The organism is Paenarthrobacter nitroguajacolicus, from assembly GCF_029952445.1.
GTDB lineage: Bacteria > Actinomycetota > Actinomycetes > Actinomycetales > Micrococcaceae > Arthrobacter > Arthrobacter nitroguajacolicus_B.
In genome coordinates, this window is record NZ_JAQPPK010000001.1 from 95,761 (window position 1) to 120,223 (window position 24,463).

The following is a 24,463-nucleotide window of genomic DNA, read 5'->3' on the forward strand; positions in this document are numbered from 1 at the left end:
TGTTGGTTATTCAGGTGATGGTCTGCAGTGCGGATGAGGGAGGTTTTGCAGGCTCAGCCGGCCAGCGCGGGCATGATGCCGGGCACCAGGAGGCCCACGAGTCCGGCGAGGGTACCGCCGACCAACGGACCCACAACGGGGATCCAGGAGTAGGCCCAGTCGCTGGAACCCTTGCCCTTGATGGGCAGGACGGCGTGTGCAATGCGGGGCCCGAGGTCACGAGCCGGGTTGATGGCGTAACCGGTGGGGCCACCGAGGGATACACCGATACCGACAACCAGCAAGGCAACTGCCAGCGGCCCGAGGCCCGAAGGGGTGCCGCCAAAGGTCAGGATGACGAAGACCAGGACAAACGTGCCGATGATTTCAGTGATGAGGTTCCACGGGGTCGAACGGATGGCCGGTCCGGTGGAGAATGTACCCAGCTTGTTTGCTGCCAGGGGCTCGTCATCGAAGTGCTGCTTGTAGGCGAGCCAGCAAACCACTGCGCCAAGGAAGGCACCCAGCAGTTCGCCGCCGAAGTACGTCAGGGTTGAGCCGAAAGTAACGGCAACGTCAGGCGCATACTCGCCCTTTCCGTTGACCAACAGGCCCAAAGTGACCGCCGGGTTCAGGTGCGCACCGGACTTTGCGGCCACGAAAACGCCCGCGAAGACCGCAATACCCCAGCCCCACGTCACCATAAGGAAACCAGCGTTGTTGCCCTTGGTGCCTTTGAGCGCAACGTTGGCCACGACGCCGCAACCCAGCAGGGTCAGCATCATGGTTCCGAATACTTCGGAAAGGAAAACAATTCCAAGAGACATCTTTGACTCCTCTATTTTCTGTTGTCAGCCCCCTCGCGGGTGAAGAGGCTGTTGGGACGGTTCCGTTGTCTCCGGAACCGTCCCGGTGTGGTGGTCCCCTGTCGGGCCCACCTACCCCATTGCGCCCCTGCCGCACGCAGGGACGGTCAAGCTGTTTCGGCTGACGGCCTCAGGCTACGAGGCTGTGCACGTCAACCTTGTGGAACCGTTGCAGGACTTCCTGCGCGTGCCGGATTTCCGCTTCGCGGGTTGCGGCGTCCCAACCGAGGGGTTCTGCCAGCGCCGCGGCGATCTCGTTGAGGAGCTCCCCGGTCACCAGGCCCCGGAAGGCCAGCGATGTCCTGCGGATGAGGACATCGATCAGGTGCCCGATCTGCTCGTGCTCGGCCATGAAAGCCAGTTCCCGGACACTGAGTTCGCGGGTTGAGCGCAAAGGCTGGTCCTGACCGGCGTTGAGGTACTCGATCACAGCTTCCGCACGCGTTCCGTAGCGGGTCAGCAGGACGGCAACACGGTCAGCGTCCAGGCCCGGGCCCATGTGCTTTTTGATCCATTCCTGTTCGCCCTGTTCCGAATCCGGGAACCCTGCGCCGCCCCCGATGGCGAGTTTCGCCGTCGAGACCTTGCGCTCCATGCCGAGCTCGCGCAGGACGTCATTGGTCATGTGTTCTGCCAGCGCGCGGAAGGTTGTCCACTTGCCGCCTACCAGGCTGAGTACGACGGCGGCCTTGCCGCCCGGTGTTGGTACGGCATCGTCTCCGGTGCGGACGCTGCGTTCGATGCGGTAGTCACGGGAGACGAAGCCGGGCTGGGTCTCATCGTGCCGGGGCAAAGGCCGAACACCGGCGAAGCTGTAGACGATCTGGTCACGTTCGACCTTGATGGTGGGGAAGACATGGCCGACGAGATCGAAGAAGTAGTCGATTTCCTCTTCCGTGCAGACGGCGTCTTCGCCCATGTCGGCGTCGACATCCGTGGTGCCCACCAGTACGCGGTCACCCATCGGATAGATCAGCACGATCCGGCCGTCAGTGTGCTCGAAGAAGATCTCCCGGCCGTTGCAGGCGGCGAGCAATTCCGGGTGGTCCAGGACGATGTGGGATCCCTTGGTACCACCCATGAACTTGCTGGCGGCGCCCATGGCCTGGTTGGTCAGATCCACCCAGGCACCTGTGGTGTTGACGATGACATCGGCCTGGAAATCGAATTCCTTGCCGGTCAGTTCGTCCCGGAGCCGGACGCCGTCTGTCCCCATGGACACGAGTGAGACATAGTTGCTGGCACGGGCGCTTCCTCCAGGAAGTCCACCCCCGAGGCCTGCCTTCTCGCCATCCTGCAGGACATCCAGGGTAAGGCGCTCCGGGTTGTGGACGGAGGCATCAAAGTAGGTTGCGGCGTACTTGATGCCGGAGTGCAGCTTGGGCAGCTCGGCAAGTGCTCGGGTCCGGCCACGGAACTGGTGGCGGGGAACGCTGCCACCGTCGCGGGAGAAGAAGTCGTACATGCTCAGGCCCACCTTGATGAGGAACGCGCCGCGTTCCTTGGGCTTGCCCTGCTTGTGGGTCAGGAAGCGGGTGGGAGCGGAAAGGATTCCGGAGAAAGTGCTGAAGATCGGAATGGTGGTCTGCAGCGGCTTCACGTAGTGGGGGGCGATCCGGAGGAGCCTGTTGCGCTCAACCACGGACTCCTGGACCAGGCGGAATTCGCCGTTCTCGAGGTAGCGGATGCCGCCGTGGATCATGTGCGACGAGGCACCACTGGCACCCTGGCAGTAATCGCCGCGCTCCACGAGGGCTACGTCGACGCCCTGCAGGGCCAAATCCCGGAAAGTTCCGACACCGTTGATGCCACCGCCGATGATGAGTACCTTCGCCGTCGGCCGCTCCTGCAGTGCGACGACGGAGTCGCGCTGCTGTGCGTGCTGTGAGGTACCGGAAATCCTGTTGTGTCCCAAAACTGCTCCCTTGGGCTTGGTTCGTGCGCCGCGCCACTCGCTGCTGCACCGTTCACCACTAATCTTGCGAAGGTGGAAAATGGAGTCAAGCTATTTGCACAAACGTGCAGTAAGGAAATGAGATGGGACGATCACGACACTCGGACGCACTCCGGGCTGCACAGATGTATTACTTGCAGGACCTGACCATGGATGCGATCGCCCGCGAACTGCGCACGTCCCGATCCACGGTCTCCAGGCTCCTCTCTTCAGCCCGGGAGACCGGCTTGGTCCAGGTCCAGATCCGCAGTCCATTCGAGACCGGGCCCGAGCTGGAAAGCCAGATCCGGAACCAATACGGGGTGGACGTCCACGTGGTTCCGGTGCTCGATACCCTCAACGAGGCCGAGACCCTGGACCGCGTAGCCATGCAGGCTGCGCGAACCATAGGACCCTTGGTGGACTCGAACGCCATCATCGGCGTTGCCTGGGGTGCGACCCTCAGCGCCGTCAGCCGGCACCTCACCCGGAAGGTGACCCACGACAGCATCGTGGTCCAACTCAACGGTGCAGGAAACATGCAGACCACCGGCATCACCTATGCCAGCGACATCATGCGACGCTTCGGCAGCGCCTACGGAGCACGGGTTGAACAGTTCCCGGTCCCTGCGTTTTTCGATCACGCCGCCACCAAGACGGCAATGTGGAATGAGCGAAGCGTTCAACGGATCCTGGATCTGCAGGCACGCATGAGTATTGCCATTTTCGGTGTGGGATCGGTCGATTCGGACTACCCGAGCCACGTCTATGCCGGCGGCTACCTCGACGAACGGGACCTCGCCATACTGGCAGCCGACGACGTCGTGGGCGACGTCGCAACGGTGTTCTTCCGGAGCGATGGTTCCTCGGACGGCATTACCCTGAACGAACGCTCAACAGGACCCAGCCACGAGCAATTGAGGCAGGTCCGCCGCAGGATCTGCGTGGTGTCCGGAGCCTCCAAAATCAATGGACTGCAGGGAGCGTTGGCTGCCGGGCTGGCCACGGACCTCATTTTGGACGAAGCATCCGCACGACGCTTGGTGAGTTTCAATGGCCACTCCTGAAGCATTCGTGCAGGGAATGGGTAGAGTCGTTGCTATGAGATTCCCGGCCCGGCTGACATTGAACAATGGCGTACAAATGGAACGCTTGGGGTACGGGCTCTACAAAGTGCCTCCCAAAGACGCAGAAGCTTTGGTGGCCACTGCCCTGGGGGAAGGCTACCGTCGCTTCGACACGGCAGCGATGTACGGCAACGAGGTAGGCGTTGGGCGTGCCTTGGGCGGCGCAATCGGAGATGCGGCACGCGCCGACGACGGCACAGGGGGTTCCGGCGAGTCCCTGCACACCCTCGGCAGGGAGGACCTGTTCGTCACCACCAAGGTCTGGAACGAAGACCACGGCTACGACGCCACCCTCCGCGCGTTCGACACCTCCATCTCAAACCTCGGGCTCGACTATGTGGATCTCTACCTCATCCACTGGCCATGCGCAGGACGCGGACTTTTTATGGAGACCTACAAGGCGCTGGAAACCCTCTACCGCGAAGGTAAAGTGCGGGCAATCGGCGTTTCCAACTTCCAACCGGGGCATTTGGACGAGCTGATGCAAAAGGCCGAAGTCGTCCCGGCCGTAAACCAGATCGAGTTGCATCCCTGGTTGCAACAGAGCAGGTTGCGCCTCCTCCACCAACAATTGGGCATAGCCACGGAAGCATGGAGCCCCCTCGGCCGCGGACAGGTGCTAGCGGATCCGGCCATCGTGGAACTGGCCGCGAAGTACAACCGCACGCCCGCGCAGATCATCCTCCGGTGGCACCTGCAGCTCGGCAACCTGGTGATCCCCAAAGCAAGCTCGGCGGACCGGATCAAGGAAAACCACCAAGTCTTCGATTTCGAACTCGACGCAGCTGACATGGACGGTATGGCTGGACTGGAACGCCACCATCGAACCGGATCACACCCGGACAACGTAAATTAGGAACGACCAAATGGACACAGTGGACACCGGGCACTCCCCTGACGGCGCACAGGCCACAGGCGAATTTTTCAGCAAGGAACTGCCGGGGCGGACCCATGCCTCCGACGTGCAGGTGGACGGCAGCAGCGTTGCCTATTGGACCTACGAGCCCGTCTCCGCCACACCGGCCACACGCACCATTCTGGTCATCCATGGTTTCAGGGGCGACCATCACGGTTTGCTGCGGGTAGCCGACCAGCTCCCCGAAATGCGGATCATCATGCCCGACCTTCCCGCGTTTGGAAGTTCAGAGCCCTTCACCCGCGATGAACACACCGTGGCACGGTACGGCGAATTCATCTCCGGCTTCATGGCTGCGCTGGGACTTGGCCCTGACACCGTGTTGCTGGGCCATTCCTTCGGCTCGATCGTCGCCAGCCACTTTGCGGCGACGCATCCAAACGCCATCCATCCCTTGATCCTGATCAACCCCATTGCCGCCCCGGCACTGGAAGGGCCCAAGGGAATCATGACCAAGCTTGCCGTGCTGTATTACCAGGCCTCCGCCAAGCTCCCCCGCCGTGTTGGCCTGGCTGTGCTTCGCAACCGGTCAATTGTTCGGATCATGAGCACCACCATGGCCAAGACAAAGGATAAGAACCTTCGTCGGTTCATCCACAGCCAGCACGACGCCTACTTCAGCGCCTTCGCGGACAGGAAAAGCCTGCTCGAATCCTTCAAGGCCTCAGTGTCGGGAAACGTAGCCGAAGTGGCGGACCAACTGCGCCTACCGGTACTGCTGGTAGCAGGCGAAAAGGATGAAATTGCCACCCTGCCCAGCCAGTACAAACTCATGGAGCGCCTGCCGGAGGCAAAGCTGGAAGTGATTCCCGGCGTCGGTCATTTGATCCACTACGAAACCCCGGTCCCCGCAGCGGCAGCCATCCGCACTTTCCTGGAGGAACACCCCGCGTGAAAATCGTCATCGACGCCCGCTTTACCAGAACGGACCACCACGATGGCATCAGCCGCTACGGTTCCAGCCTCATAGCCGCAGCCTCGAAACTTGCAGACGTCACCATGCTGATCAGCGACAAGCGCCAGCTGGCACTGCTGCCGGACGTCCCGTATGTGATGGTCAACAGTCCACTGTCCCCCCTGGAGTTGTTCGTGGCCCGCAAGGTCAACGCCTTGGGTGCAGACGTGGTGGTGTGCCCCATGCAGACAATGGGCAGCTGGGGCCGGCGGTACGGGTTGGTCCTGACCCTCCACGACCTCATCTACTACGAGCACCCGACTCCCCCAGGCTTCCTCCCCGCGCCCGTGCGCCTGCTGTGGCGGCTCTACCACAAGGCCTTCTGGCCCCAACGGCTCCTGCTGAACCGGGCGGACATCGTGGCCACCATCAGCCACACCACCGAAGCCCTCATGTCCAAATACAGGTTGACCAACCGGCCGGTCCGGATCGTGGGAAATGCTCCGCAGCCGGGGCAAACGCCACGGAATACCGCAGCCGGGGCCGACAAGACCCTGCTGTACATGGGCTCGTTCATGCCCTACAAGAACGTTGAAACCATGATCCGCGGCATGGCCGGACTCCAGGATTTCACCTTGCACCTGTTGAGCCGCATCACTCCGGATCGTCGGGCTGAGCTGGAGGCCATTGTTCCTGAAGGGGCCAAGGTCATCTTCCACAACGGCGTCACCGACGCCGAGTACGACGACCTCCTCCTCCGGGCAACCGCCCTGATCAGCCTGTCCCGCGCAGAGGGCTACGGCCTGCCGCTGGTAGAGGCAATGGCTTTGGGAACCCCGGTGATTGCCAGCGATATCCCGATCTTCAGGGAAGTAGGCGGCGACGCCGTCAGTTATGTTGATCCCGAATCGCCCAAGGACTTTGCCGCTGCGGTGACTGAGCTCGGTGATGAAGCGTTGTGGCAGCAGCGGTCCCGCACCTCAGTGGAGCGTGCGTCCGCCTTCAACTGGGACGAGTCTGCCCGCCAATTGATCGCTGCGGCAGAGGAAGCTGTGGCCCTGCGCCGACGCAAGGCCTAACACCGCCCGGCAGAGGAAGCCTTAAAGGACATCCACCCCGTCGAGGCGCAACTGGACGGGCCCGGCGGTACGCTTGGCCGCGCTGGCAGCCTTGACTGCCCGCATGGCGCGTGTGGCTTCCGCTGCGTCGGCGTAGGGAATGAAGTAGAGCAAGCGGACATCTTCTTCTTCCTGCCGTGAAGAGGCCGAGGGTGCGCCGTTGAACAGTTGCAGCGGTGCGGGCCCGGCTTTGCGCAGTTGCGCGGCCAGGGTTCCGGCGGCTTCCAAGGCCTCGGCGAAATGCCCGACGTCGGCCCTGGCGCCCGTCACCGAAGCGACCCTGACAGCGGGCGGCAGCTGCAGTTCCTTCCGAAGGGCCAACTCACGCGAGGCGTAGCCCGCGGCGTCCCATCGCAACAGCGCGCCCGTCGCAGCGGTGTCGTCCGCAGTAATAACGACGAGGCCGCCCTGCCCGGCAGGCTTGACCAGGGATGCTGCGTTGAACCACCGCCGCACAGTGTCCTCGCCTGCGCGCAGATTCTCGCGTCGAAGCAGTGAATTGCCATCCAACAACAAGGCAGCCGCATAGCCGGACGGCGCCACAGGCTCGGCGCCCACTGTGGCTACAACCAGCGCGGGAGCATCCGGAACCGAAGCCTTGACGTGTTCACCGGAAGAAGTCACCACCGCTTTTCCGGGAAAGGCGCGGCCAAGTTCCTCGGCCGTCCTCATGACCCCCACGGCTCCCCTGCGCAGCCGGGTGCCACTGCAATGCGAACACCGCCACTGGGGGGCCGGTGTGGAGCACCATCGGCACGCCGGGATCGCCGAGCTGCCGGAGACCGCAAGGGGCCCCTGGCAAGCATTGCAGCGGGCCAACTCCCTGCACGTCTCACACACCAGGGAAGGTGCGTACCCGGCGCGGGCCACCTGCACCAGCACGGGGCCGCGTTCGAGGCCCTCTTTGGCCGCACGCCAGGCGGCGCCGGGCAGACGGGCAATACGTGCCAACGGGTCACGTTCCTGCTCGAAACTGTCGGCCGTGTTGAGAACGCGCGGCACGATGGAACGGACGACGCTGCGTGGCGCCTCGATGGGCACTGCCCACTTCAGCTCCACAAGGCGTTGAAGTTCGGTGCTCCGGTTGTGCGACGCCAGCAGGCACGCCGCGTTCTCCTGTTCGGCCCGGAGCAACAACACTTCACGGGAATGGGCGTAGGGAGCGCGTTGCTCGATGTGGAGGTCATCGCCGTCGTCCCAACAGACCACCAGGCCCAGGTCCCTGACGGGGGCGAACGCAGCGGAGCGGGTGCCAATGGCCACCCCGGCCGCACCGCTCAGGAGCCGCAGGAAATTTCGGTAACGGGGCGTCTGCCCATCGTCCGCGGTGAGCCGGGCAACGTCCGACGACGGCAGGACCTTGGCCAGGGCAGACTCCAACTGCTCAAGGTCACGGTAATCCGGAACTACCACCACTGCGCCCCGCCCTGAGGAGCGGACTGTGGCCACGGCTGATGCCACGAGAGCCGCCCAGCTGGCCGGGCCGAAGCCCTGGAGGGCTGTGAGTACAGCTTTCGGCGAACCGCCGGCGGCGAGGTGCTGCAGATAGGACTTGCCGTTGGAGTAGGACGCCCAGGTGTGGGAATCCGTGAACGGCTTCAACTCCGCGACATCGGCGTCCAGATCCCCGGCCAGCAGTTCCTTCTCCACCTTGGCAACCCGTGGGGGAATCGCCGAGCGCAGGACATCGCTCAGGGTCCCGGCGTAGCGGGCTGCGACATGGCCGGCCAGCGTGGCGATCGCAGGGGTCAGGACGACAACCGGGGAAACCACCTTGTACAAGGGCGTTAGTGGCGAAGCTGCATCCGAGGCCTCGCGCCGTTCAAGAATGTACCCATTGAGTTCCTGGCCGTTGAATTTCACTTTCACGCGGACACCCGCAGCGGCATCATCAGCGAGTTCTGCCGGGACGCTGTAATCAAAGGGCCTGTCCAAATGTGGCAGGGACGACTCAAGCACCACACGGGCTACAGGGAGTTGGGCAGCCAAGGGTGGCCCGTGGATAGGCGCGCGGTCCGGAAAGCCCTGCAACAGCGAAGGTTGAAGCAGTGAAGGCTGAGCCTCGTGGCCTGCCATGTCCTTCACCTCCATCTCGTCGCGGGAAATCAACGCACCATCAAACGCAGATGCCCGCAGCGGGATCGACCCGCTGCGGGCATCTCTCTGGCTAAAGCCAACCATGAACCACCGACAAAACAACATCGGGCAGTTCGCGGAACAAATAATCAGGCGTTGAAGTATTCCTTCAGGTCCGCCACCCGGTCCAAACGCTCCCACGTGAAGTCCGGCTCATCGCGACCGAAGTGCCCGTGCGCGGCTGTCTTGGCGTAGATGGGGCGCTTGAGGTCCAGGGCATCGATGATCGCGCGCGGACGGAGATCGAAGAGTTCATCGATCGCTTCGCTGATGCGTGCCGGGTCAACGGTTTCCGTGCCGAAGGTCTCCACGTACGTTCCCACGGGCCGGGCCTGGCCGATGGCGTAGGCGATCTGAATCTCGGCACGCTTGGCAAGGCCGGCGGCAACTACGTTCTTGGCGACCCACCGCATGGCGTAGGCAGCCGAACGGTCCACCTTGGACGGATCCTTGCCGGAGAACGCACCACCGCCGTGCCGGGAGAATCCGCCATAGGTATCGACGATGATCTTGCGTCCGGTGAGCCCGGCATCCCCTACCGGTCCACCGATGACGAAGGCGCCGGCGGGGTTCAGGATGTTTGCCGTGCGGGAAAGGTCCAGGTTTGATGCGGCCAGCACGGGGTCGATCACGTAGCTTGCGAGGTCAGCGCGGAGCTGTTCGAGGCTGGCTTCCTCTGCGTGCTGACTTGAGATGACCACCGTTTCCACCGAAACCGGACGGTCGCCGTCGTACCCTACCGTTACCTGCGTCTTGCCGTCCGGCCGAAGGTACGCAAGTTCGCCGTTCTTGCGGACTTCGGTGAGGCGTTCCGACAGGCGGTGCGCCAACCAGATGGGCGTAGGCATGTATGACGCCGTTTCATCACTGGCATAGCCAAACATGATGCCCTGATCGCCGGCGCCCTGGAGGTCGTAGTCGTCCTCCTGGCGGCCCTCGCGGGCCTCAAGTGAATTGAAAACCCCGCCTGCGATGTCGTTGGACTGTTGGCCGATGGATACCGACACACCGCAGCGGGCGCCGTCGAATCCATTTGCAGAGGAGTCATAGCCGATTCCAAGGATGGTCTCGCGGACGATCTGCGGAATCTCGACGTAAGCGTCGGTGGTGACCTCACCGGCTACATGCACCAGGCCGGTTGTGGCCATGGTCTCAACGGCAACGCGCGATTCAGGATCCGCGGCCAGCAACGCATCAAGAATGGAGTCGCTGATCTGGTCGCAGATCTTGTCAGGGTGCCCTTCGGTCACCGACTCGGAAGTGAAGAGCCGGAGCTTGGACGGGGTGCCATGGTGTTCATGGTGCAGCGGTAAAGTCACTCGACCACCTTACTGGGTTGCGGGATCACGGTATCGGCCGTGTGTCCCTTTGCTAAGAATTCAGGGGTGGCCTCAGTCACGTGGCGGGAAAAACCCTCGCGAGCTCTGCGCCCACACGATCGACCACCGCGGCGGCAACATCCGCCTTGGACCCGGCGGCTGACTGCGGTTCAGCCCCGTGCCCGGACAGGATAACCACCGAGTTGTCGTCCTGCCCGAAGACCCGGCCAACACCCACCTGGTTGACGACAAGAAGATCGCAGCCCTTGCGTTTGAGCTTGGCCGTTGCGTGCTCCAGGACATCGCCCTGGGCGTCCCCGGTTTCTGCCGCAAATCCGACAATCAGCTGCTGGCCGCCCTCGGCATTCCGCCGCTCGACCAGCTCATGGAGGATGTCAGGATTCCGGACCAGCCGCACCAACGGTGCGTCCTCGCCGTCGACCTTTTTGATCTTGGTGTCCGAAACCTCTGCCGGACGAAAGTCCGCCACGGCAGCTGCCATGATGACGACGTCGGAATCGGCCGCCGCTTCCAGCGCCGCCTGGCGCAGTTCCAAGGCAGACTCGACGCGGACAAGCTCGACGCCGGCGGGCGGCTCGACGTCCATATGCGCGGCCAGGAAGCGGACAGTTGCGCCGGCGGCCAGGGCTGCTGCGGCCAACGCCGCACCCTGTTTGCCGGAAGACCGGTTTCCGAGGAACCGGACGGGGTCCAGGGCTTCCCTGGTACCTCCGGCGGAAATGGTCACGACACGGCCGGCAAGCGGACCCGCCTGGCTCGTAGCCGGCAAGGTTTCCACGCCGGCGAGGGCAATGGCCGCTGCAAAGATTGCCTCCGGTTCAGGCAGGCGTCCCGGACCCGAGTCGGCTCCGGTGAGGCGGCCTGAAGCTGGCTCCAACACCGTAACGCCACGGCCGCGCAACGTTTCGACGTTGGCCTGGGTTGCTGCGTGCTGCCACATTTCGGTGTGCATCGCGGGCGCGAAAAGCACGGGCCCATGGGCCATCAGCAGGGTGTTGGTGAGAAGGTCGTTCGCCTGTCCAGTGGCGGCCTTGGCCAGGAGATCAGCAGTGGCGGGAGCAATGACGATCAGGTCGGCCTGATGGCCCAAACGGACATGGTTGACCTTGTCGACGTCGTCGAAGACGCTGTTGCTCACCGGATTGCCGGAGAGCGCCTCCCACGTGGCAACACCGACAAACCGGGTTGCTGCCTCTGTGGGAATGACCGTCACCTGATGGCCGGCTTCAGTAAAAAGCCGGAGGAGCGATGCAACCTTGTAGGCTGCAATCCCTCCCCCGACTCCGAGGACTATGCGCACGTGACCTCCGTCAACAGGCAGTCTGCTTTATTCTGCGGGCTCGATCGGCGTGGAGACCAGGAGGCCTTCGTTGATCTCGCGGAGGGCGATCGAGAGCGACTTCTCGTTCAGCTTGGTGTCAACCAACGGACCGACGTACTCGAACAGGCCCTCGTGCAGCTGGGCGTAGTAAGCGTTGATCTGGCGGGCACGCTTGGCGCCGAAGATCACCAGGCCGTACTTGGAATCGGCAGCCTCAAGCAGCGAATCGATCGGCGGGTTGATGATGCCTTCAAGGTTCGTGGACACGAATTCTCCAAATTCTAGCGGGCCAACAAACAGGCGTTTTAGCGCCCGTGCGGGGTAAGCCCCATGAGTGAAACAAGCTCGTCCGCTGCCCGGCGAACGTCGTCATTAATGACGGTGTGGTCAAACTCCGGTTCAGCAGCAAGTTCCAGTTTAGCGGTTTCCAGCCTGCGCTGCTGTTCCTCGGCAGTTTCGGTGCCACGGCCAACCAAGCGGCGCACCATTTCGTCCCAGCTGGGCGGGGCCAGGAAGACGAAATTTGCGTCCGGGACAGCTGCCTTGACCTGCCGCGCGCCCTGAAGATCGATTTCCAGGAGCACGGACTTACCCTCGGCAATCGCAGCATTGACCGTGCTGCGGAGCGTGCCGTAGCGGTTCTGGCCGTGAACCACGGCCCACTCCAGCAATTCGCCGTCTGCCACCAGGGCATCGAACTCTTCGGCAGACTTGAAGAAGTAGTGCACACCATCCTTTTCACCCGGACGGGCCGCCCTGGTGGTGGCCGAAACCGAAAGCCAAACCTCTGGATAGTTGTCCCTGATGTAGGTGGATACGGTTCCCTTGCCAACGGCAGTGGGGCCTGCAAGGACGGTCAGTCCAGGATTCTTGCTCACGGATTCCTTCGGGGAGATGCGTCAAACGCTTTGTTGAGTATCCATAAAATCTACCAGCGCCTGGGCCTGGTGGATTCCCAGGCCCCTGATGCGCCGGGATCCGGCGATACCGATATCCGCCATGATCCCGGCTGCCCGGACAGGGCCGATACCCGGCAAAGCTTCCAACAACTCCACCACCCGCATGCGCGCAATTGCGTCATCAGTAGCGCCCGACGAGATCAACTCCGCGATGGTCACTTCTCCACGCTTGAGCCGCTCCTTGGCCGCAGCCCGCACGGCGCGGGCCTTCGCAGCCTTCTCCAACGCATCGGCACGTTCTTGCGGTGTCAGCTCTTTAAGGCCCACTGCCGAACCCCTGTCAGATCGAGTTTGTGATGCAGATCACGCGACTGATCCTGAACCTACCGGCAGGGGCGCAGTTGCGCAATGAGTTGAACCAACGCGGGGTCACATATGGCCGTTTGGAAGCGCCAACATGGGCCATAAGTGACCCCGCGTTGCTCTTAGGAACGGAGTCCTGCCAGTGTCTCCTCAGCTGCAGCGCGCAAGGCCGCGACGGAAGGACCGGCCGCCAGGATACCCCGACTGGAGGTCGCGAGGACCTGCGGGTAGGCACCGCCGAACGTCGCACGGAGGTCGGCCGGCGTAGCCCCTTGGGCACCAAGGCCCGGCGCAAGGATGGCTCCCCGGACCGGGCCAAGTTCGATGTCCAGGTCCTTCAGTGCCGAGCCGATCGTGGCTCCCACCACCAAGCCGACTGATCCCAGGGCACCGTCGTAGCGCTGGTTCTCGGCCGCGGCCGCGGCAACGATCCTGCGCGCAACGGAGTCATCGCCGCCGACGTGCTGAACGGACTTGCCTTCAGGGTTCGAAGTCAGGGCAAGGACAAACACGCCCCGGCCGTAGTGGGCGGCAAGATCCAAGGCCGGACGCAGTGACTCGAATCCCAGGTAGGGGCTCAAGGTCACCGAGTCGGCGGCCAGCGAGGATCCATCGCGCAACCACGCATCCGCGTAGGCAGCCATCGTGGAGCCAATATCGCCGCGCTTCGCATCCGCAATACTGAGCACGCCCGCCTCGGCGGAAGCGGCCAACGTCCGCTCCAGCACAGCCATGCCGGCGGATCCGTGGCGTTCGTACAGCGCCACCTGCGGCTTGACCGCGGCAGCGAGGGAACCCACCGCCTCCACCACCGTGAGGGAGAAACGTTCCAGGCCGGCGGCGTCGTCGTTCAATCCCCAATCAGCCAACAACCCGGGGTGGGGATCGATCCCGACGCACAGCGGACCGCGTTCCACCATGGCCGCAGCCAGCCGGGAGCCAAAGGACTCCCGGACCGGCTGCTGCGTTTGCCGCGTCGCGGCAGACTCAGGCATTGGCTGCTTCCGTTGCCGCTGCCAGGTTGGCTGCGTGCTCCTGCAGGCTGGTGACCGACCACTCGTACGTGCGGAGGGCCTCGATGGCCTGGACGGCAGCGTTGAACTCGGCCACCGTGGTGATGCAGGGAATCCCGATCGACGTTGCGGCTGCACGGAGTTCGTATCCGTCGCTGCGGGCCTCGCCGCCGGAGGGTGTGTTGAAGACCATGTCGATCTCGCCGGCAATGACCAGGTCCGCGATGGTCCCTTCGCCTTCGGCACTGCTGCCCTCGGCTACCTTGCGGACCGGAGTCGCCTGGATGCCATTGCGGCGCAGGACGTCGGCAGTGCCGCCAGTGGAAACGATCTCGAAGCCGAGGTCGGAGAGCCGCTTCACACCCATGATCACCGAACGCTTGTCGCGGTTGGCCACGGAGACGAAGATCTTCCCCTCGGTGGGCAAGGCGTTGTTGGCAGCTGCCTGGCTCTTGGCAAAGGCGGTGTCGAAGTGTTTGTCGATGCCCATGACTTCGCCGGTGGAGCGCATTTCCGGGCCAAGCAGCGAGTCGACGACCTTGCCCTCCGGGGTGCGGAAGCGGCTGAACGGCAGGACGGCTTCCTTCACGGCAACCGGTGCATCCAAAGGCAGCGTGGAACCGTCGCCGGCCTCCGGAAGCATCTTGTAGGCGCTTCGGAGCTGGTTGATGGTGACGCCGGTACCGATGAGCGCGGCGGCCTTTGCCATCTGCACGCCCGTCGCCTTGGAGACGAACGGAACCGTCCGCGAGGCGCGGGGGTTGGCTTCCAGGACATAAAGGACATCGGAAGCCAGCGCGAACTGGATGTTGATCAGGCCACGGACGCCCACGCCCTCAGCGATGGCGCGGGTTGCGGTCCGGACGCGCTCGATCACGTTGTTGCCCAGCGTGATCGGAGGCAGGACGCAGGCGGAGTCGCCGGAGTGGATACCGGCCTCTTCGATGTGCTCCATGATGCCGCCGAGGTACATGTCAGTGCCGTCAAAGAGTGCGTCGACATCGATTTCGACGGCGTCCTCGAGGAAGCGGTCGATCAGCACCGGGTGGTCCTGGGTGATTTCAGTGGCGTTGGCGATGTAGCGCGAAAGGTTGGCTTCGTCGTAGACGATCTCCATGCCACGTCCGCCAAGGACATACGACGGGCGGACGAGGACGGGGTAGCCGATTTCGTCGGCAATCTTCTTGGCGTCCTCGAACGAGACCGCAGTGCCGTTCTTCGGAGACGTCAGACCGGCTTCGTCGAGGACGCGGGCAAAAGCGCCGCGGTGCTCGGCGAGGTCGATCGCTTCCGGGGAGGTACCCAGGATGGGCACGCCGGCGTCGGCAAGCTGCTGCGCCAGCTTCAGAGGCGTCTGGCCACCGAGCTGCACGAAGACACCCATGACGCCACCGGTGCGCTCCTCCGCGGCGATGACCTCGAGGACGTCCTCAAGGGTCAGCGGCTCGAAGTACAGGCGGGTGGAAACGTCGTAGTCCGTGGAGACGGTCTCGGGGTTGCAGTTGACCATGACGGTCTCATACCCGGCCTTGCGCAGTGCCATGGAGGCGTGGACGCAGGAGTAGTCGAACTCGATGCCCTGTCCGATGCGGTTGGGCCCGGAGCCGAGGATGATCACCGACGGCTTTGCATGCAGGCCTACCTCGTCTTCCTCGTCATAGGAGGAGTAGTGGTAGGGCGTGTACGCGGCGAACTCGGCTGCGCAGGTGTCCACCGTCTTGTAGACCGGGCGGATGCCCAGGGCCTGGCGGACCCCGCGGACGACGGCCTCGTTGTTGTGCGTGAGGGCACCGATCTGCTCATCAGAGAAACCGTGGCGCTTGCCGTTGCGAAGCATTTCCTCCGTGAGGACACCGGCCTTGCGGATCTCCTGGGCGGTCTCGTTGAGCAGCTGCAGCTGGTCCAGGAACCACGGGTCGATCTTGGTGGCCTCAAAGAGGTCCTCCACGGTGGCGCCGCCCAGGAGGGCGCGCTGCACCTGGTACAAGCGATCCGTGGTGGGTCGTTTTGCCTTCTCGATAAGCTCGGCCACTTCGTACTCAGGCACGGAGCTGAAGTCCAGCTGTGAACCCTTTTGCTCCAGGGAGCGCAGGGCCTTCTGCAGGGCTTCGGTGAAGTTGCGGCCCATGGCCATGGCTTCGCCCACCGACTTCATGGTGGTAGTCAGCGTGTTGTCCGCAGCAGGGAACTTCTCGAAAGCGAAGCGCGGAACCTTGACCACAACGTAGTCGAGGGTCGGCTCGAAGGATGCCGGAGTTTTCTGGGTGATGTCGTTCGGGATCTCGTCCAAGGTGTAGCCAAGGGAGAGCTTGGTTGCGATCTTGGCGATGGCGAAGCCGGTTGCCTTGGACGCAAGCGCCGAGGAACGGGACACGCGCGGGTTCATCTCGATGACCACCACGCGGCCGGTGGCGGGGTCGATGGCGAACTGGATGTTGCAGCCACCGGTGTCGACGCCGACTTCGCGGATGACCGCGATGGAGACGTCGCGCAGCTTCTGGTATTCACGGTCCGTGAGGGTCAGCGCAGGAGCAACCGTGATGGAGTCGCCGGTGTGCACACCCACGGGATCGAAGTTCTCGATGGAGCAGACAACAACGACGTTGTCGTTCTTGTCGCGCATCATCTCAAGTTCGTATTCCTTCCACCCGAGGATGCTCTCTTCAAGCAGGACCTCAGTGGTGGGGCTGTACTGCAGGCCCTGTCCCACGATGCGGCGGAGATCGTCCTCGTTGTACGCCAGGCCGGAGCCGAGGCCGCCCATGGTGAAGGAGGGACGGACAACCATCGGGTAGCCAAGGTCCTCAGCGGCCTTGAAGGCCTCGTCCATGGTGTGGATGATGTGGCTGCGTGCCGATTCAGCGCCACAACGCTCCACGACGCCCTTGAACTTCTCACGGTCTTCGCCAAGTTCGATGGCCGCGATGTTGGCACCGATGAGTTCGACGTTGTACTTCTCCAGGACGCCGTTCTTGTCGAGGGCAATGGCGGTGTTCAAAGCCGTCTGGCCACCGAGGGTAGGCAGGATGGCATCCGGGCGCTCCTTGGCGATGATCTTCTCCACCACCTCGGGGGTGATGGGCTCAACGTAGGTGGCATCGGCGAATTCGGGGTCCGTCATGATGGTGGCCGGGTTGGAGTTCACCAGGATGACGCGCAGGCCCTCCTCCTTCAGGACCCGGAGGGCCTGGGTGCCGGAGTAGTCGAACTCGGCCGCCTGGCCAATGACGATGGGACCGGAACCGATGACAAGGACGCTCTTGAGATCTGTACGCTTGGGCATTACTTCTTGTCCTCAGTCTTGGAATCGTTGGAGTCGGTGGCGGCTTTGGCATCGGCCATGAGGTCGATGAAGCGGTCGAAGAGGTACGCGGCGTCGTGCGGGCCGGCAGCAGCCTCGGGGTGGTACTGGACCGAGAAGGCGGGGATGTCGAGGCAGGCGAGGCCTTCAACGACGTCGTCATTCAAGGAGACGTGGCTGACCTCAACCCGGCCGTAGCGCTCCTCGGGAGCCACGGTGGAGCCGTTCAACGGCGCGTCCACGGCGAAGCCGTGGTTCTGGGAGGTGATTTCCACCTTCCCTGTGCGGCGGTCCATGACGGGCTGGTTGATACCGCGGTGGCCGTAGCGGAGCTTGTACGTGCCAAAGCCCAGTGCGCGGCCCAGGATCTGGTTGCCGAAGCAGATGCCGAAGTAGGGCAGCTTCTCATCGAGCACTGAACGCAGCAGGGAAACCTGGTGGTCTGCAGTGGCGGGGTCGCCAGGGCCGTTGGACATAAAGAAGCCATCCGGCTTGACCGCGTTGACGTCCTCAAGGGAGGAGGTGGCAGGCAGGACGTGGACGCGCACGCCGCGCTCAGCGAAACGCACAGGAGTCATGGCCTTGATGCCGAGGTCGACGGCGGCGATGGAGAAGCGTGGTTCGCCGTCCCAGCCGTGGTCCTTCGGTTCCACGACATAGGCCTCGTCGATGGAGACTTCCTCGGCCAGAGCCGCGCCCTCCATGGGCGCGCTGGCCAGGACAGCGTCCAGCAGTTCCTTGTCCGATGCCTGTGCGGCCTCACCGGAGAAGATGCCCGCGCGCATGGTCTTGTGCTCGCGGAGGTGGCGGGTGATGGCGCGGGTGTCGACGCCCTGGATGCCCACGACTCCCTGATCGAGCAGTTCCTCGTCGAGGCTGCGTTCGGAGCGCCAGTTTGAGGGACGGCGGGCGGCGTCGCGCACGATGTACCCGGCCACCCAGATGCGGCGGGATTCAGCGTCTTCGCTGTTGACGCCCGTGTTGCCGATGTGCGGGGCGGTCTGGACGACCAGCTGGCGGGCGTAGGAGGGGTCGGTGATGGTCTCCTGGTAGCCGGTCATGCCGGTGGCGAAGACGGCCTCACCGAGTGCGGTTCCCTGGGCGCCGTAGCTGCGGCCGCGGAACATCCGGCCGTCTTCGAGCACCAGCACTGCTGTTGAGGGGGTGGTTTTGGTGGCTGCGTTACTTTCCGTCACTTTATTACTTTCCACTATCGGCATCTGCCTGAGGGGCTGCGGAGATCAATTCCTGGAGGGCTTCGAGGAGGAGCTTCTTGTCTGCTGAGTGTCGGGACCGGAATCCGGTGTCGAGTTCCCGGGTGCCAAGTCTCCAGCTGATGACCAGGAGTCCGTCCTTTTCGACGAACTTTCCGGCCATGCCGTTGGCTTCCCGGCTCTCCACCAGGGCCCGGCGCGGGATGAAGACGGGGGCGGCACCGTTGCGGTCGAACAGCACGCCTTCAGCGTGGATGCTCAATTCCGCATTGGTCCGGATGCCCAGGCCCTGGACCGCGATGCGGTCGAGCCAGTCCCCCGCCGTCGTGGTGGTTACGTACTGGCCATCGGCGACGACGCTGGCCGGCGTGAGCTGTTCGGGCACCGCGGGAAGACGTTCGACGTCGGATTGTCGCCTGAGACGGTTCCGCCACCCCAACCAGATCAACGCCAGTACGACGACGATCAACGGCACCGTGATGAGCACGGTAAGAGTTTGGTTGTTCATCAGTTGCTGCTGACTGCCGGATGCTTGTACGGCGTGTTGAGCCGGCCTTCGAGGACCGTGGGGTGGCCCTTGAAGAAGGTGGCCACCACGGATCCGGGCAGCTCCTTGCCCTTGAATGGTGAATTGCGGCCCATGGTTGCCATTTTATGGGGGTCGACCGTCCAACGCGCAGCGGGGTCCACCAGGATGACGTTGGCGGGCTCGCCAACCTCCAGTGGACGGCCCTGGTCAGCCACGCGGCCGATGACTGCGGGAGTGAAGGAGGTGACCCTGGCGAAGTCGGCCCAGGTCATGAGGCCGGTTTCGATCATGGTTTCCTGGACCACCGAGAGCGCGGTTTCAAGACCGGTCATGCCCATGGCCGCTTGCGCCCACTCGCATTCCTTATGCTCGCTGGGGTGCGGGGCGTGGTCGGTTCCGACGACGTCGATGGTGCCGTCAGCCAGGCCTTCACGCAGGGCCTGCACGTCTGCGTCGGTACGCAGGGGCGGGTTGACCTTGTACACGGGATCGTAGCTGCGGACCAGCTCGTCCGTCAGCAGAAGGTGGTGCGGGGTCACTTCGGCAGTGACGTTGATTCCGCGGGCTTTCGCCCAGCGCACGATCTCGACGGAACCGGCGGTGGAAACGTGGCAGACGTGCAGCCGTGATCCGACGTGCTGGGTAAGCAGGACATCCCGGGCAATGATGCTTTCCTCGGCGACAGCCGGCCAACCGGTCAATCCCAGAACTGCGGAGACTGTGCCTTCGTTCATCTGGGCCCCTGCGGTAAGGCGGGGTTCCTGCGCGTGCTGGGCAACCACGCCGTCGAACGCTTTGACGTACTCAAGCGCGCGTCGCATCAGTACCGGATCGTGGACGCAGATGCCGTCGTCGGAGAACATCCGCACTTGGGCACGGGAGTCGGCCATGGCACCGAGCTCGGCGAGCTGCTCACCGGCCAATCCAACGGTAACCGCGCCGACCGGACGAACATCCACCCAACCGGACGCGCGGCCCAGGCTGTGGACCTGCTCGACGACGCCGGCGGTGTCCGCGACAGGGTTGCTGTTGGCCATGGCGTGGACGGCAGTGAAGCCACCAAGCGCGGCGGCGCGGGTACCGGTCTCGACTGTCTCGGCGTCCTCGCGTCCAGGCTCGCGGAGGTGTGTGTGGACGTCCACCATGCCCGGCAGGGCGATCAGGCCCTTGCCCTCGATGACGGTGGCGCCTTCATCGGCGAGGTCCGTTCCCAGGGCGGCGATGACGCCGTCGCGGATCAGCAGGTCCTGGACTTCGCCGCCGAGGATGGCGGCCCCGCGGATCAGGTAAGTGTTCTCGGCCATCAGTTGCTCTCCTTGCTGGACGGGCTCGCGAAAGCCGGTGTGGCTGTGTTGATTGGGGCTGCTTCGCGGGAATCGCCGGACAGCAGCAGGTAAAGGGCGGCCATGCGAACGGAAACGCCGTTCCGCACCTGGGCAAGAACCGTGGAGCGTGGTGAATCCGCGGCCGCCGAAGAGATCTCCAGGCCGCGGTTCATGGGCCCGGGGTGCATGATGATGGTCTCTTTCATGCCCAGTTCGTCCAAGGCCCGAAGCCGGGCGTCGTCGAAGCCCCATCGCCGCGAGTACTCACGGGTGGACGGGAAGAAGGAGGCGTTCATGCGCTCACCCTGGACGCGCAGCATCATCATGGCGTCGATGCCGCCTGCCAGCGTTTCGTCCAGGTTGTAGCTCACCTTGCAGGGCCAGTGCTCGACGCCGATGGGCAGCAAGGTCGGTGGCGCCACCAACGTGACCTCTGCGCCAAGGGTCTTCAGCAGCCACACGTTGGAGCGGGCCACGCGGGAGTGCAGGACATCACCTGCGATGGCGACGCGCATGCCCTTGAGGTCTGCTCCGGTGGATGCCACGCCGCTGAGCCTGGACCAGTGCCGGCGCATGGTGAAGGCGTCCAGGAGCGCCTGGGTGGGGTGCTCATGCGTACCGTCCCCGGCATTGATGACGGCTGCGTCGATCCAGTCCGTGGCGGCGAGGCGGTGCGGCGCGCCGGAGGCCCAGTGGCGGATGACAACGGCGTCCGCCCCCATGGCTGCCAGGGTCTGGGCAGTGTCCTTGAGGCTTTCACCCTTGGACACCGAGGATCCCTTGGCCGCGAAATTGATGACATCGGCGGACAGTCGCTTGGCTGCGGCTTCGAAGGAGATCCGGGTGCGTGTGGAGTCCTCGAAGAAGAGGTTCACTACTGTACGGCCGCGAAGCGCGGGGAGCTTCTTGACCTCGCGGTCCCCTACTGCGGACATTTCCTCGGCGGTGTCCAGGATTCGGATGGCGTCCGTTGCCGCCAGGTTTTCCGTGGAAAGAAGATGCTTCACTTACCAGCCTCGATAACTACCTCGTTGATGGGACGGCCATCGATGGAATCCGTTTCCTCGAGGTGCACCCGGACCTTTTCCACTGAGGAGGTGGGAAGGTTCTTGCCCACGTGGTCTGCCCGGATGGGGAGTTCGCGGTGGCCCCTGTCCACCAGGACGGCGAGGCGGACGATGCGGGGACGCCCCAAGTCCACCAGGGCATCCAAGGCCGCCCGGATGGTGCGTCCCGAATAGAGGACATCGTCAATGAGTACCACGACTTTATTGTCGATGCCGGACAGCGGAAGCCGGGTGTGGTGCGGCGGGCGCGTGGGCTGGTGCGAGAGGTCGTCACGGAACATGGTGACGTCCAGCTGGCCGACAATGGCCCCGGCGTTTACCGTGGGGTCGGCCGCTGCGATCTTGTTGGCGAGCCGCACGGCCAGTGGGTAGCCGCGGCTGGGAATGCCCAACAGGACCAGATCCTGGGAGCCTTTGTTGGCTTCGAGGATCTCGTGGGCGATACGAGTAAGCGCACGATCGATATCCGCCTGGTTGAGGACAACCCGCGACGGCACGTGCGCAGAAGTGACTTCAGTCATCGCTCGTCTCCCCTTTCCCCGCCTCACGGGACGGAATTAAAAAAGGAATATTTGCTCTTCAAAACTATCACAGGGTGTTTGCACCCACCGTGCCGCACTGTGAGGGCGAGGTGAGTTTAAGCTCACATTTCCCCGCGTGGAATAGGCTCTTCCCCATGAGCATGAACCACCCCGGCCAGCACGGCGGACACCCTTATCCGCGGCCCTACCTGGAACCCGGCGCCAACCCAACGTGGATCGGCCGCGTTCAGCCGGGCAACTACCAGGCGGCACCCGGAAACCCGGCGTCGCTGCCCCGGCAAACCTGGGCCGTTCCAACGGCGCCTCGTCCGCGCCGCAGCTGGGGCACGCTCCCCCTGCTGCTTGTGGGGGCCGTTCTGGTACTGGGGAGCCTGTTGTTGGTGGTCCCGTTCCTTTTGGGCAATACGGGCGTCGCCGGATTCATTATCGGTTTCCTGGTCTCGCTGATCCCACTGTCCGTGGTCCTGTTGACGGTACGCATCATTGACCGATGGGAGCCGGAGCCACCACGCCTGCTGTGGTTTGCCTTTACCTGGGGTGCCGCTGTGTCCATTGCCGGAACGCTGTTGATACAGCCACTCTTCGCACTGGCAGCGCCCACGTACAGCGAAGAAGCGTTCTCCTACTTCATGGCCACGGTCCAGGCCCCCATCGTGGAGGAATTCACCAAGTCGTTGGGCCTGCTGGTCCTGATCCTGGCGGCCCGGAAGTACTTCGATGGTCCAGTGGATGGCGTGGTCTTCGCTTTCACCATAGCCGCCGGGTTCGCCTTCACTGAGAACATCCTCTACTTCGGGCGCGAGATTGCCTCGTCCAGTGACCCCGGCACTGACTTGGTGCGCATCTTCATTCTTCGGGGCGTCATGTCGCCGTTTGCCCACGCAGTGTTCACGGGAACAACGGGGCTGGTCATGGGGTTCGCTGCCCGGAAGTGGCATCCGGGGTATGCGGTCCTGGCCTTCTTCATCGGATTGCTTCCGGCAATGTTCCTGCACAACCGGTGGAACAGCATGGGCCAGGATTTCCTGGTGGACTACTTCGTGGTCCAGGTGCCCATTTTCCTGGTCGCAGCCGTTGGCATCATCCTGCTCCGCCTGGCCGAGGGCAAGCTGACCCGGCAACGGCTTCTTGAATATGCCCGCGCCGGTTGGTTCACGCCAGCGGAGGTGGAGATGCTGGCAACCTCCAGGGGGCGGCGCCAAGCACTTCGCTGGGCAGCAGCCAGGGGGCGCGGCCCGCAGATGAAAGCCTTCATCAAGGGAGCCACGGCTTTGGCCTTCACACGCCAACGGATCCTCAGCGGCCGCGACGTCCCCGCACACCAGCACGACGAGCTCGAAAATCTTCGCGCCATCCCTGCGCTGAGGACTGCGGTCCTGCAGTAGTTGCCGGGATGCTGGAGCACATAAAAATGGACCCTTCACCCGGTTTCCCGGGGCGAAGGGTCCATTTTTGGATCGTGTCCTGTCAGCTATGCCAGCAGTGACGGCTTGAGCTTTTGGAGACGGCCAAGCAATCCGTTGATGAAGGCCGGCGACTCGTCGGTGGACATCGTCTTGGCAAGGGCCACGGCTTCGCTCACGGCCACTCCGTCCGGAACTTCGTCATTGTAGAGAAGTTCCCAGGCGCCGATGCGAAGAATGATGCGGTCCACGGACGGCATGCGCTCCAAGGTCCAGCCTTGTGCATAGGTCTCCAGGAACTCATCAATCGTTGACTGCATGGACACAACGCCTTCGACGATTTCCACCGTGTAGGGGTTGATGACGAGGTCCGTTTTCTCCCGACGCGCTGTCATCGCGTCAAAGGCCGAAACAGAGCGCTGCTCCGCTTCGAAAAGTACTTCCAAGGCCCTGCTACGGGCTTTACCGCGTGCGCTCACTAGTCGTTGACCCGGCCCAGGTAGCTGCCATCGCGGGTGTCGACCTTGACCTTGGTGCCCTGCTCAACGAAGAGGGGTACCTGGATCTCGTAGCCGGTCTCCACCGTAGCCGGCTTGGTTCCGGCGGAGGAGCGGTCGCCCTGCAGGCCAGGCTCCGTGTAGGTGATTTCGAGCACGACGCTCGGGGGCAGCTCGATGTACAACGGGGTGCCCTCGTGGATGGCGATGTTCACCATCTGGTTTTCGAGCATGAAGTTTGTGGCGTCGCCAACGGTCGCACCGGACACGGTGATCTGGTCGTAGTCCTGGGTGTCCATGAAGACGAAGTCTTCGCCGTCCTGGTACAGGTACTGGTAGTCGCGGCGGTCAACCGTAGCGGTTTCGATCTTCAGGCCGGCGTTGAAGGTCTTGTCGACCACCTTGCCGGACATGACGTTGCGCATTTTGGTGCGGACGAAGGCGCCGCCCTTGCCCGGCTTGACGTGCTGGAACTCGATGATGTTCCAGAGCTGGCCCTCGAGCTTCAGTACGGTCCCGTTCTTGATGTCGTTTGTGGTTGCCACTCGTATCCTCTGGTTAATCGCACTGGTTTCCAGCTGCCAGCTATCTATGCCAAGCAGGCGTGCCAATCGGCGCGCCAGCGCGTATTTATCAAAAATCCAAGAACCATTCTACCGGCAAAAGCGCCACGGCCTTG

Annotated in this window: 22 protein-coding genes; 5 read left to right on the plus strand and 17 right to left on the minus strand. The window is 63.5% G+C overall.

Going from position 1 to position 24,463, the window contains the following annotated elements; genetic code table 11:
• Positions 1-53: 53 nt before the first annotated feature.
• Complete coding sequence (locus tag PJL15_RS00515; protein ID WP_281449274.1) at positions 54-806, minus strand: MIP/aquaporin family protein; 753 nt, start codon at positions 804-806, stop codon at positions 54-56.
• Positions 807-975: 169 nt separating this feature from the next.
• A complete protein-coding gene (locus PJL15_RS00520; RefSeq protein ID WP_281449275.1) occupies positions 976-2,760 on the minus strand; it encodes a glycerol-3-phosphate dehydrogenase/oxidase in 1,785 nt (594 codons plus the stop codon).
• Positions 2,761-2,882: 122 nt separating this feature from the next.
• Between PJL15_RS00520 and PJL15_RS00525 the strand changes: the two genes are divergently transcribed.
• Genes PJL15_RS00525 through PJL15_RS00540 form a run of 4 tightly spaced genes read left to right on the plus strand, consistent with a single transcriptional unit; the run spans position 2,883 to position 6,795 of the window.
• Complete coding sequence (locus tag PJL15_RS00525) at positions 2,883-3,845, plus strand: sugar-binding transcriptional regulator (protein WP_281449276.1); 963 nt, start codon at positions 2,883-2,885, stop codon at positions 3,843-3,845.
• Between the two features lie 34 nt (positions 3,846-3,879).
• Positions 3,880-4,761 carry an aldo/keto reductase gene (locus tag PJL15_RS00530; protein WP_281449277.1) on the plus strand — a complete coding sequence of 294 codons (882 nt, stop codon included), beginning with the start codon at positions 3,880-3,882 and terminating at the stop codon, positions 4,759-4,761.
• A gap of 10 nt (positions 4,762-4,771) precedes the next feature.
• Positions 4,772-5,716 carry an alpha/beta fold hydrolase gene (locus PJL15_RS00535; protein ID WP_281449278.1) on the plus strand — a complete coding sequence of 315 codons (945 nt, stop codon included), beginning with the start codon at positions 4,772-4,774 and terminating at the stop codon, positions 5,714-5,716.
• Positions 5,713-6,795, plus strand: a complete 1,083-nt coding sequence (locus PJL15_RS00540) for a glycosyltransferase family 4 protein (RefSeq protein WP_281449279.1) — start codon at positions 5,713-5,715, stop codon at positions 6,793-6,795. The genes PJL15_RS00535 and PJL15_RS00540 overlap by 4 nt, the downstream gene beginning before the upstream one ends.
• A gap of 21 nt (positions 6,796-6,816) precedes the next feature.
• Here the strand turns inward: PJL15_RS00540 and PJL15_RS00545 are convergent, their stop codons facing one another.
• The 13 genes from PJL15_RS00545 to pyrR form a co-directional block, all read right to left on the minus strand.
• A complete protein-coding gene (locus PJL15_RS00545) occupies positions 6,817-8,910 on the minus strand; it encodes a primosomal protein N' (RefSeq protein WP_281449421.1) in 2,094 nt (697 codons plus the stop codon).
• Positions 8,911-9,059: 149 nt separating this feature from the next.
• Positions 9,060-10,289 (minus strand): methionine adenosyltransferase, encoded by a 1,230-nt coding sequence (metK, locus tag PJL15_RS00550; RefSeq protein ID WP_172323244.1) that lies wholly within the window; start codon positions 10,287-10,289, stop codon positions 9,060-9,062.
• A gap of 76 nt (positions 10,290-10,365) precedes the next feature.
• Complete coding sequence (gene coaBC, locus PJL15_RS00555) at positions 10,366-11,610, minus strand: bifunctional phosphopantothenoylcysteine decarboxylase/phosphopantothenate--cysteine ligase CoaBC (RefSeq protein WP_281449280.1); 1,245 nt, start codon at positions 11,608-11,610, stop codon at positions 10,366-10,368.
• A 27-nt stretch (positions 11,611-11,637) separates the two neighbouring features.
• Positions 11,638-11,898, minus strand: coding sequence for a DNA-directed RNA polymerase subunit omega (gene rpoZ / locus PJL15_RS00560; protein WP_017197559.1), 261 nt, complete (start codon positions 11,896-11,898; stop codon positions 11,638-11,640).
• A 38-nt stretch (positions 11,899-11,936) separates the two neighbouring features.
• A complete protein-coding gene (gene gmk, locus PJL15_RS00565) occupies positions 11,937-12,509 on the minus strand; it encodes a guanylate kinase (RefSeq protein ID WP_018777725.1) in 573 nt (190 codons plus the stop codon).
• A gap of 21 nt (positions 12,510-12,530) precedes the next feature.
• Positions 12,531-12,857, minus strand: coding sequence for an integration host factor, actinobacterial type (gene mihF / locus PJL15_RS00570; RefSeq protein WP_281449281.1), 327 nt, complete (start codon positions 12,855-12,857; stop codon positions 12,531-12,533).
• A gap of 158 nt (positions 12,858-13,015) precedes the next feature.
• Positions 13,016-13,888 carry an orotidine-5'-phosphate decarboxylase gene (gene pyrF / locus PJL15_RS00575; protein ID WP_281449282.1) on the minus strand — a complete coding sequence of 291 codons (873 nt, stop codon included), beginning with the start codon at positions 13,886-13,888 and terminating at the stop codon, positions 13,016-13,018.
• Positions 13,881-17,189 (minus strand): carbamoyl-phosphate synthase large subunit, encoded by a 3,309-nt coding sequence (gene carB, locus PJL15_RS00580; protein WP_281449283.1) that lies wholly within the window; start codon positions 17,187-17,189, stop codon positions 13,881-13,883. Before carB ends, pyrF begins: the two co-directional genes overlap by 8 nt.
• Complete coding sequence (gene carA / locus PJL15_RS00585) at positions 17,189-18,427, minus strand: glutamine-hydrolyzing carbamoyl-phosphate synthase small subunit (protein WP_281449284.1); 1,239 nt, start codon at positions 18,425-18,427, stop codon at positions 17,189-17,191. The genes carB and carA overlap by 1 nt, the downstream gene beginning before the upstream one ends.
• On the minus strand, positions 18,408-18,929 hold the full coding sequence (locus PJL15_RS00590) for a hypothetical protein (RefSeq protein ID WP_281449285.1): 522 nt from the start codon (positions 18,927-18,929) through the stop codon (positions 18,408-18,410). The genes carA and PJL15_RS00590 overlap by 20 nt, the downstream gene beginning before the upstream one ends.
• A complete protein-coding gene (locus tag PJL15_RS00595) occupies positions 18,929-20,254 on the minus strand; it encodes a dihydroorotase (protein ID WP_281449286.1) in 1,326 nt (441 codons plus the stop codon). Before PJL15_RS00595 ends, PJL15_RS00590 begins: the two co-directional genes overlap by 1 nt.
• Entirely contained in the window at positions 20,254-21,282 is a 1,029-nt protein-coding gene (locus PJL15_RS00600) for an aspartate carbamoyltransferase catalytic subunit (protein ID WP_281449287.1), read from the minus strand. The genes PJL15_RS00595 and PJL15_RS00600 overlap by 1 nt, the downstream gene beginning before the upstream one ends.
• Complete coding sequence (gene pyrR, locus PJL15_RS00605) at positions 21,279-21,863, minus strand: bifunctional pyr operon transcriptional regulator/uracil phosphoribosyltransferase PyrR (protein WP_281449288.1); 585 nt, start codon at positions 21,861-21,863, stop codon at positions 21,279-21,281. Before pyrR ends, PJL15_RS00600 begins: the two co-directional genes overlap by 4 nt.
• A 110-nt stretch (positions 21,864-21,973) precedes the next feature.
• Between pyrR and PJL15_RS00610 the strand changes: the two genes are divergently transcribed.
• Positions 21,974-23,269, plus strand: a complete 1,296-nt coding sequence (locus PJL15_RS00610) for a PrsW family intramembrane metalloprotease (protein WP_281449289.1) — start codon at positions 21,974-21,976, stop codon at positions 23,267-23,269.
• A gap of 86 nt (positions 23,270-23,355) precedes the next feature.
• Here the strand turns inward: PJL15_RS00610 and nusB are convergent, their stop codons facing one another.
• Positions 23,356-23,766, minus strand: coding sequence for a transcription antitermination factor NusB (nusB, locus tag PJL15_RS00615; protein ID WP_189017693.1), 411 nt, complete (start codon positions 23,764-23,766; stop codon positions 23,356-23,358).
• Entirely contained in the window at positions 23,766-24,329 is a 564-nt protein-coding gene (gene efp / locus PJL15_RS00620) for an elongation factor P (RefSeq protein ID WP_011774957.1), read from the minus strand. The genes nusB and efp overlap by 1 nt, the downstream gene beginning before the upstream one ends.
• Between the last annotated feature and the right edge of the window lie 134 nt (positions 24,330-24,463).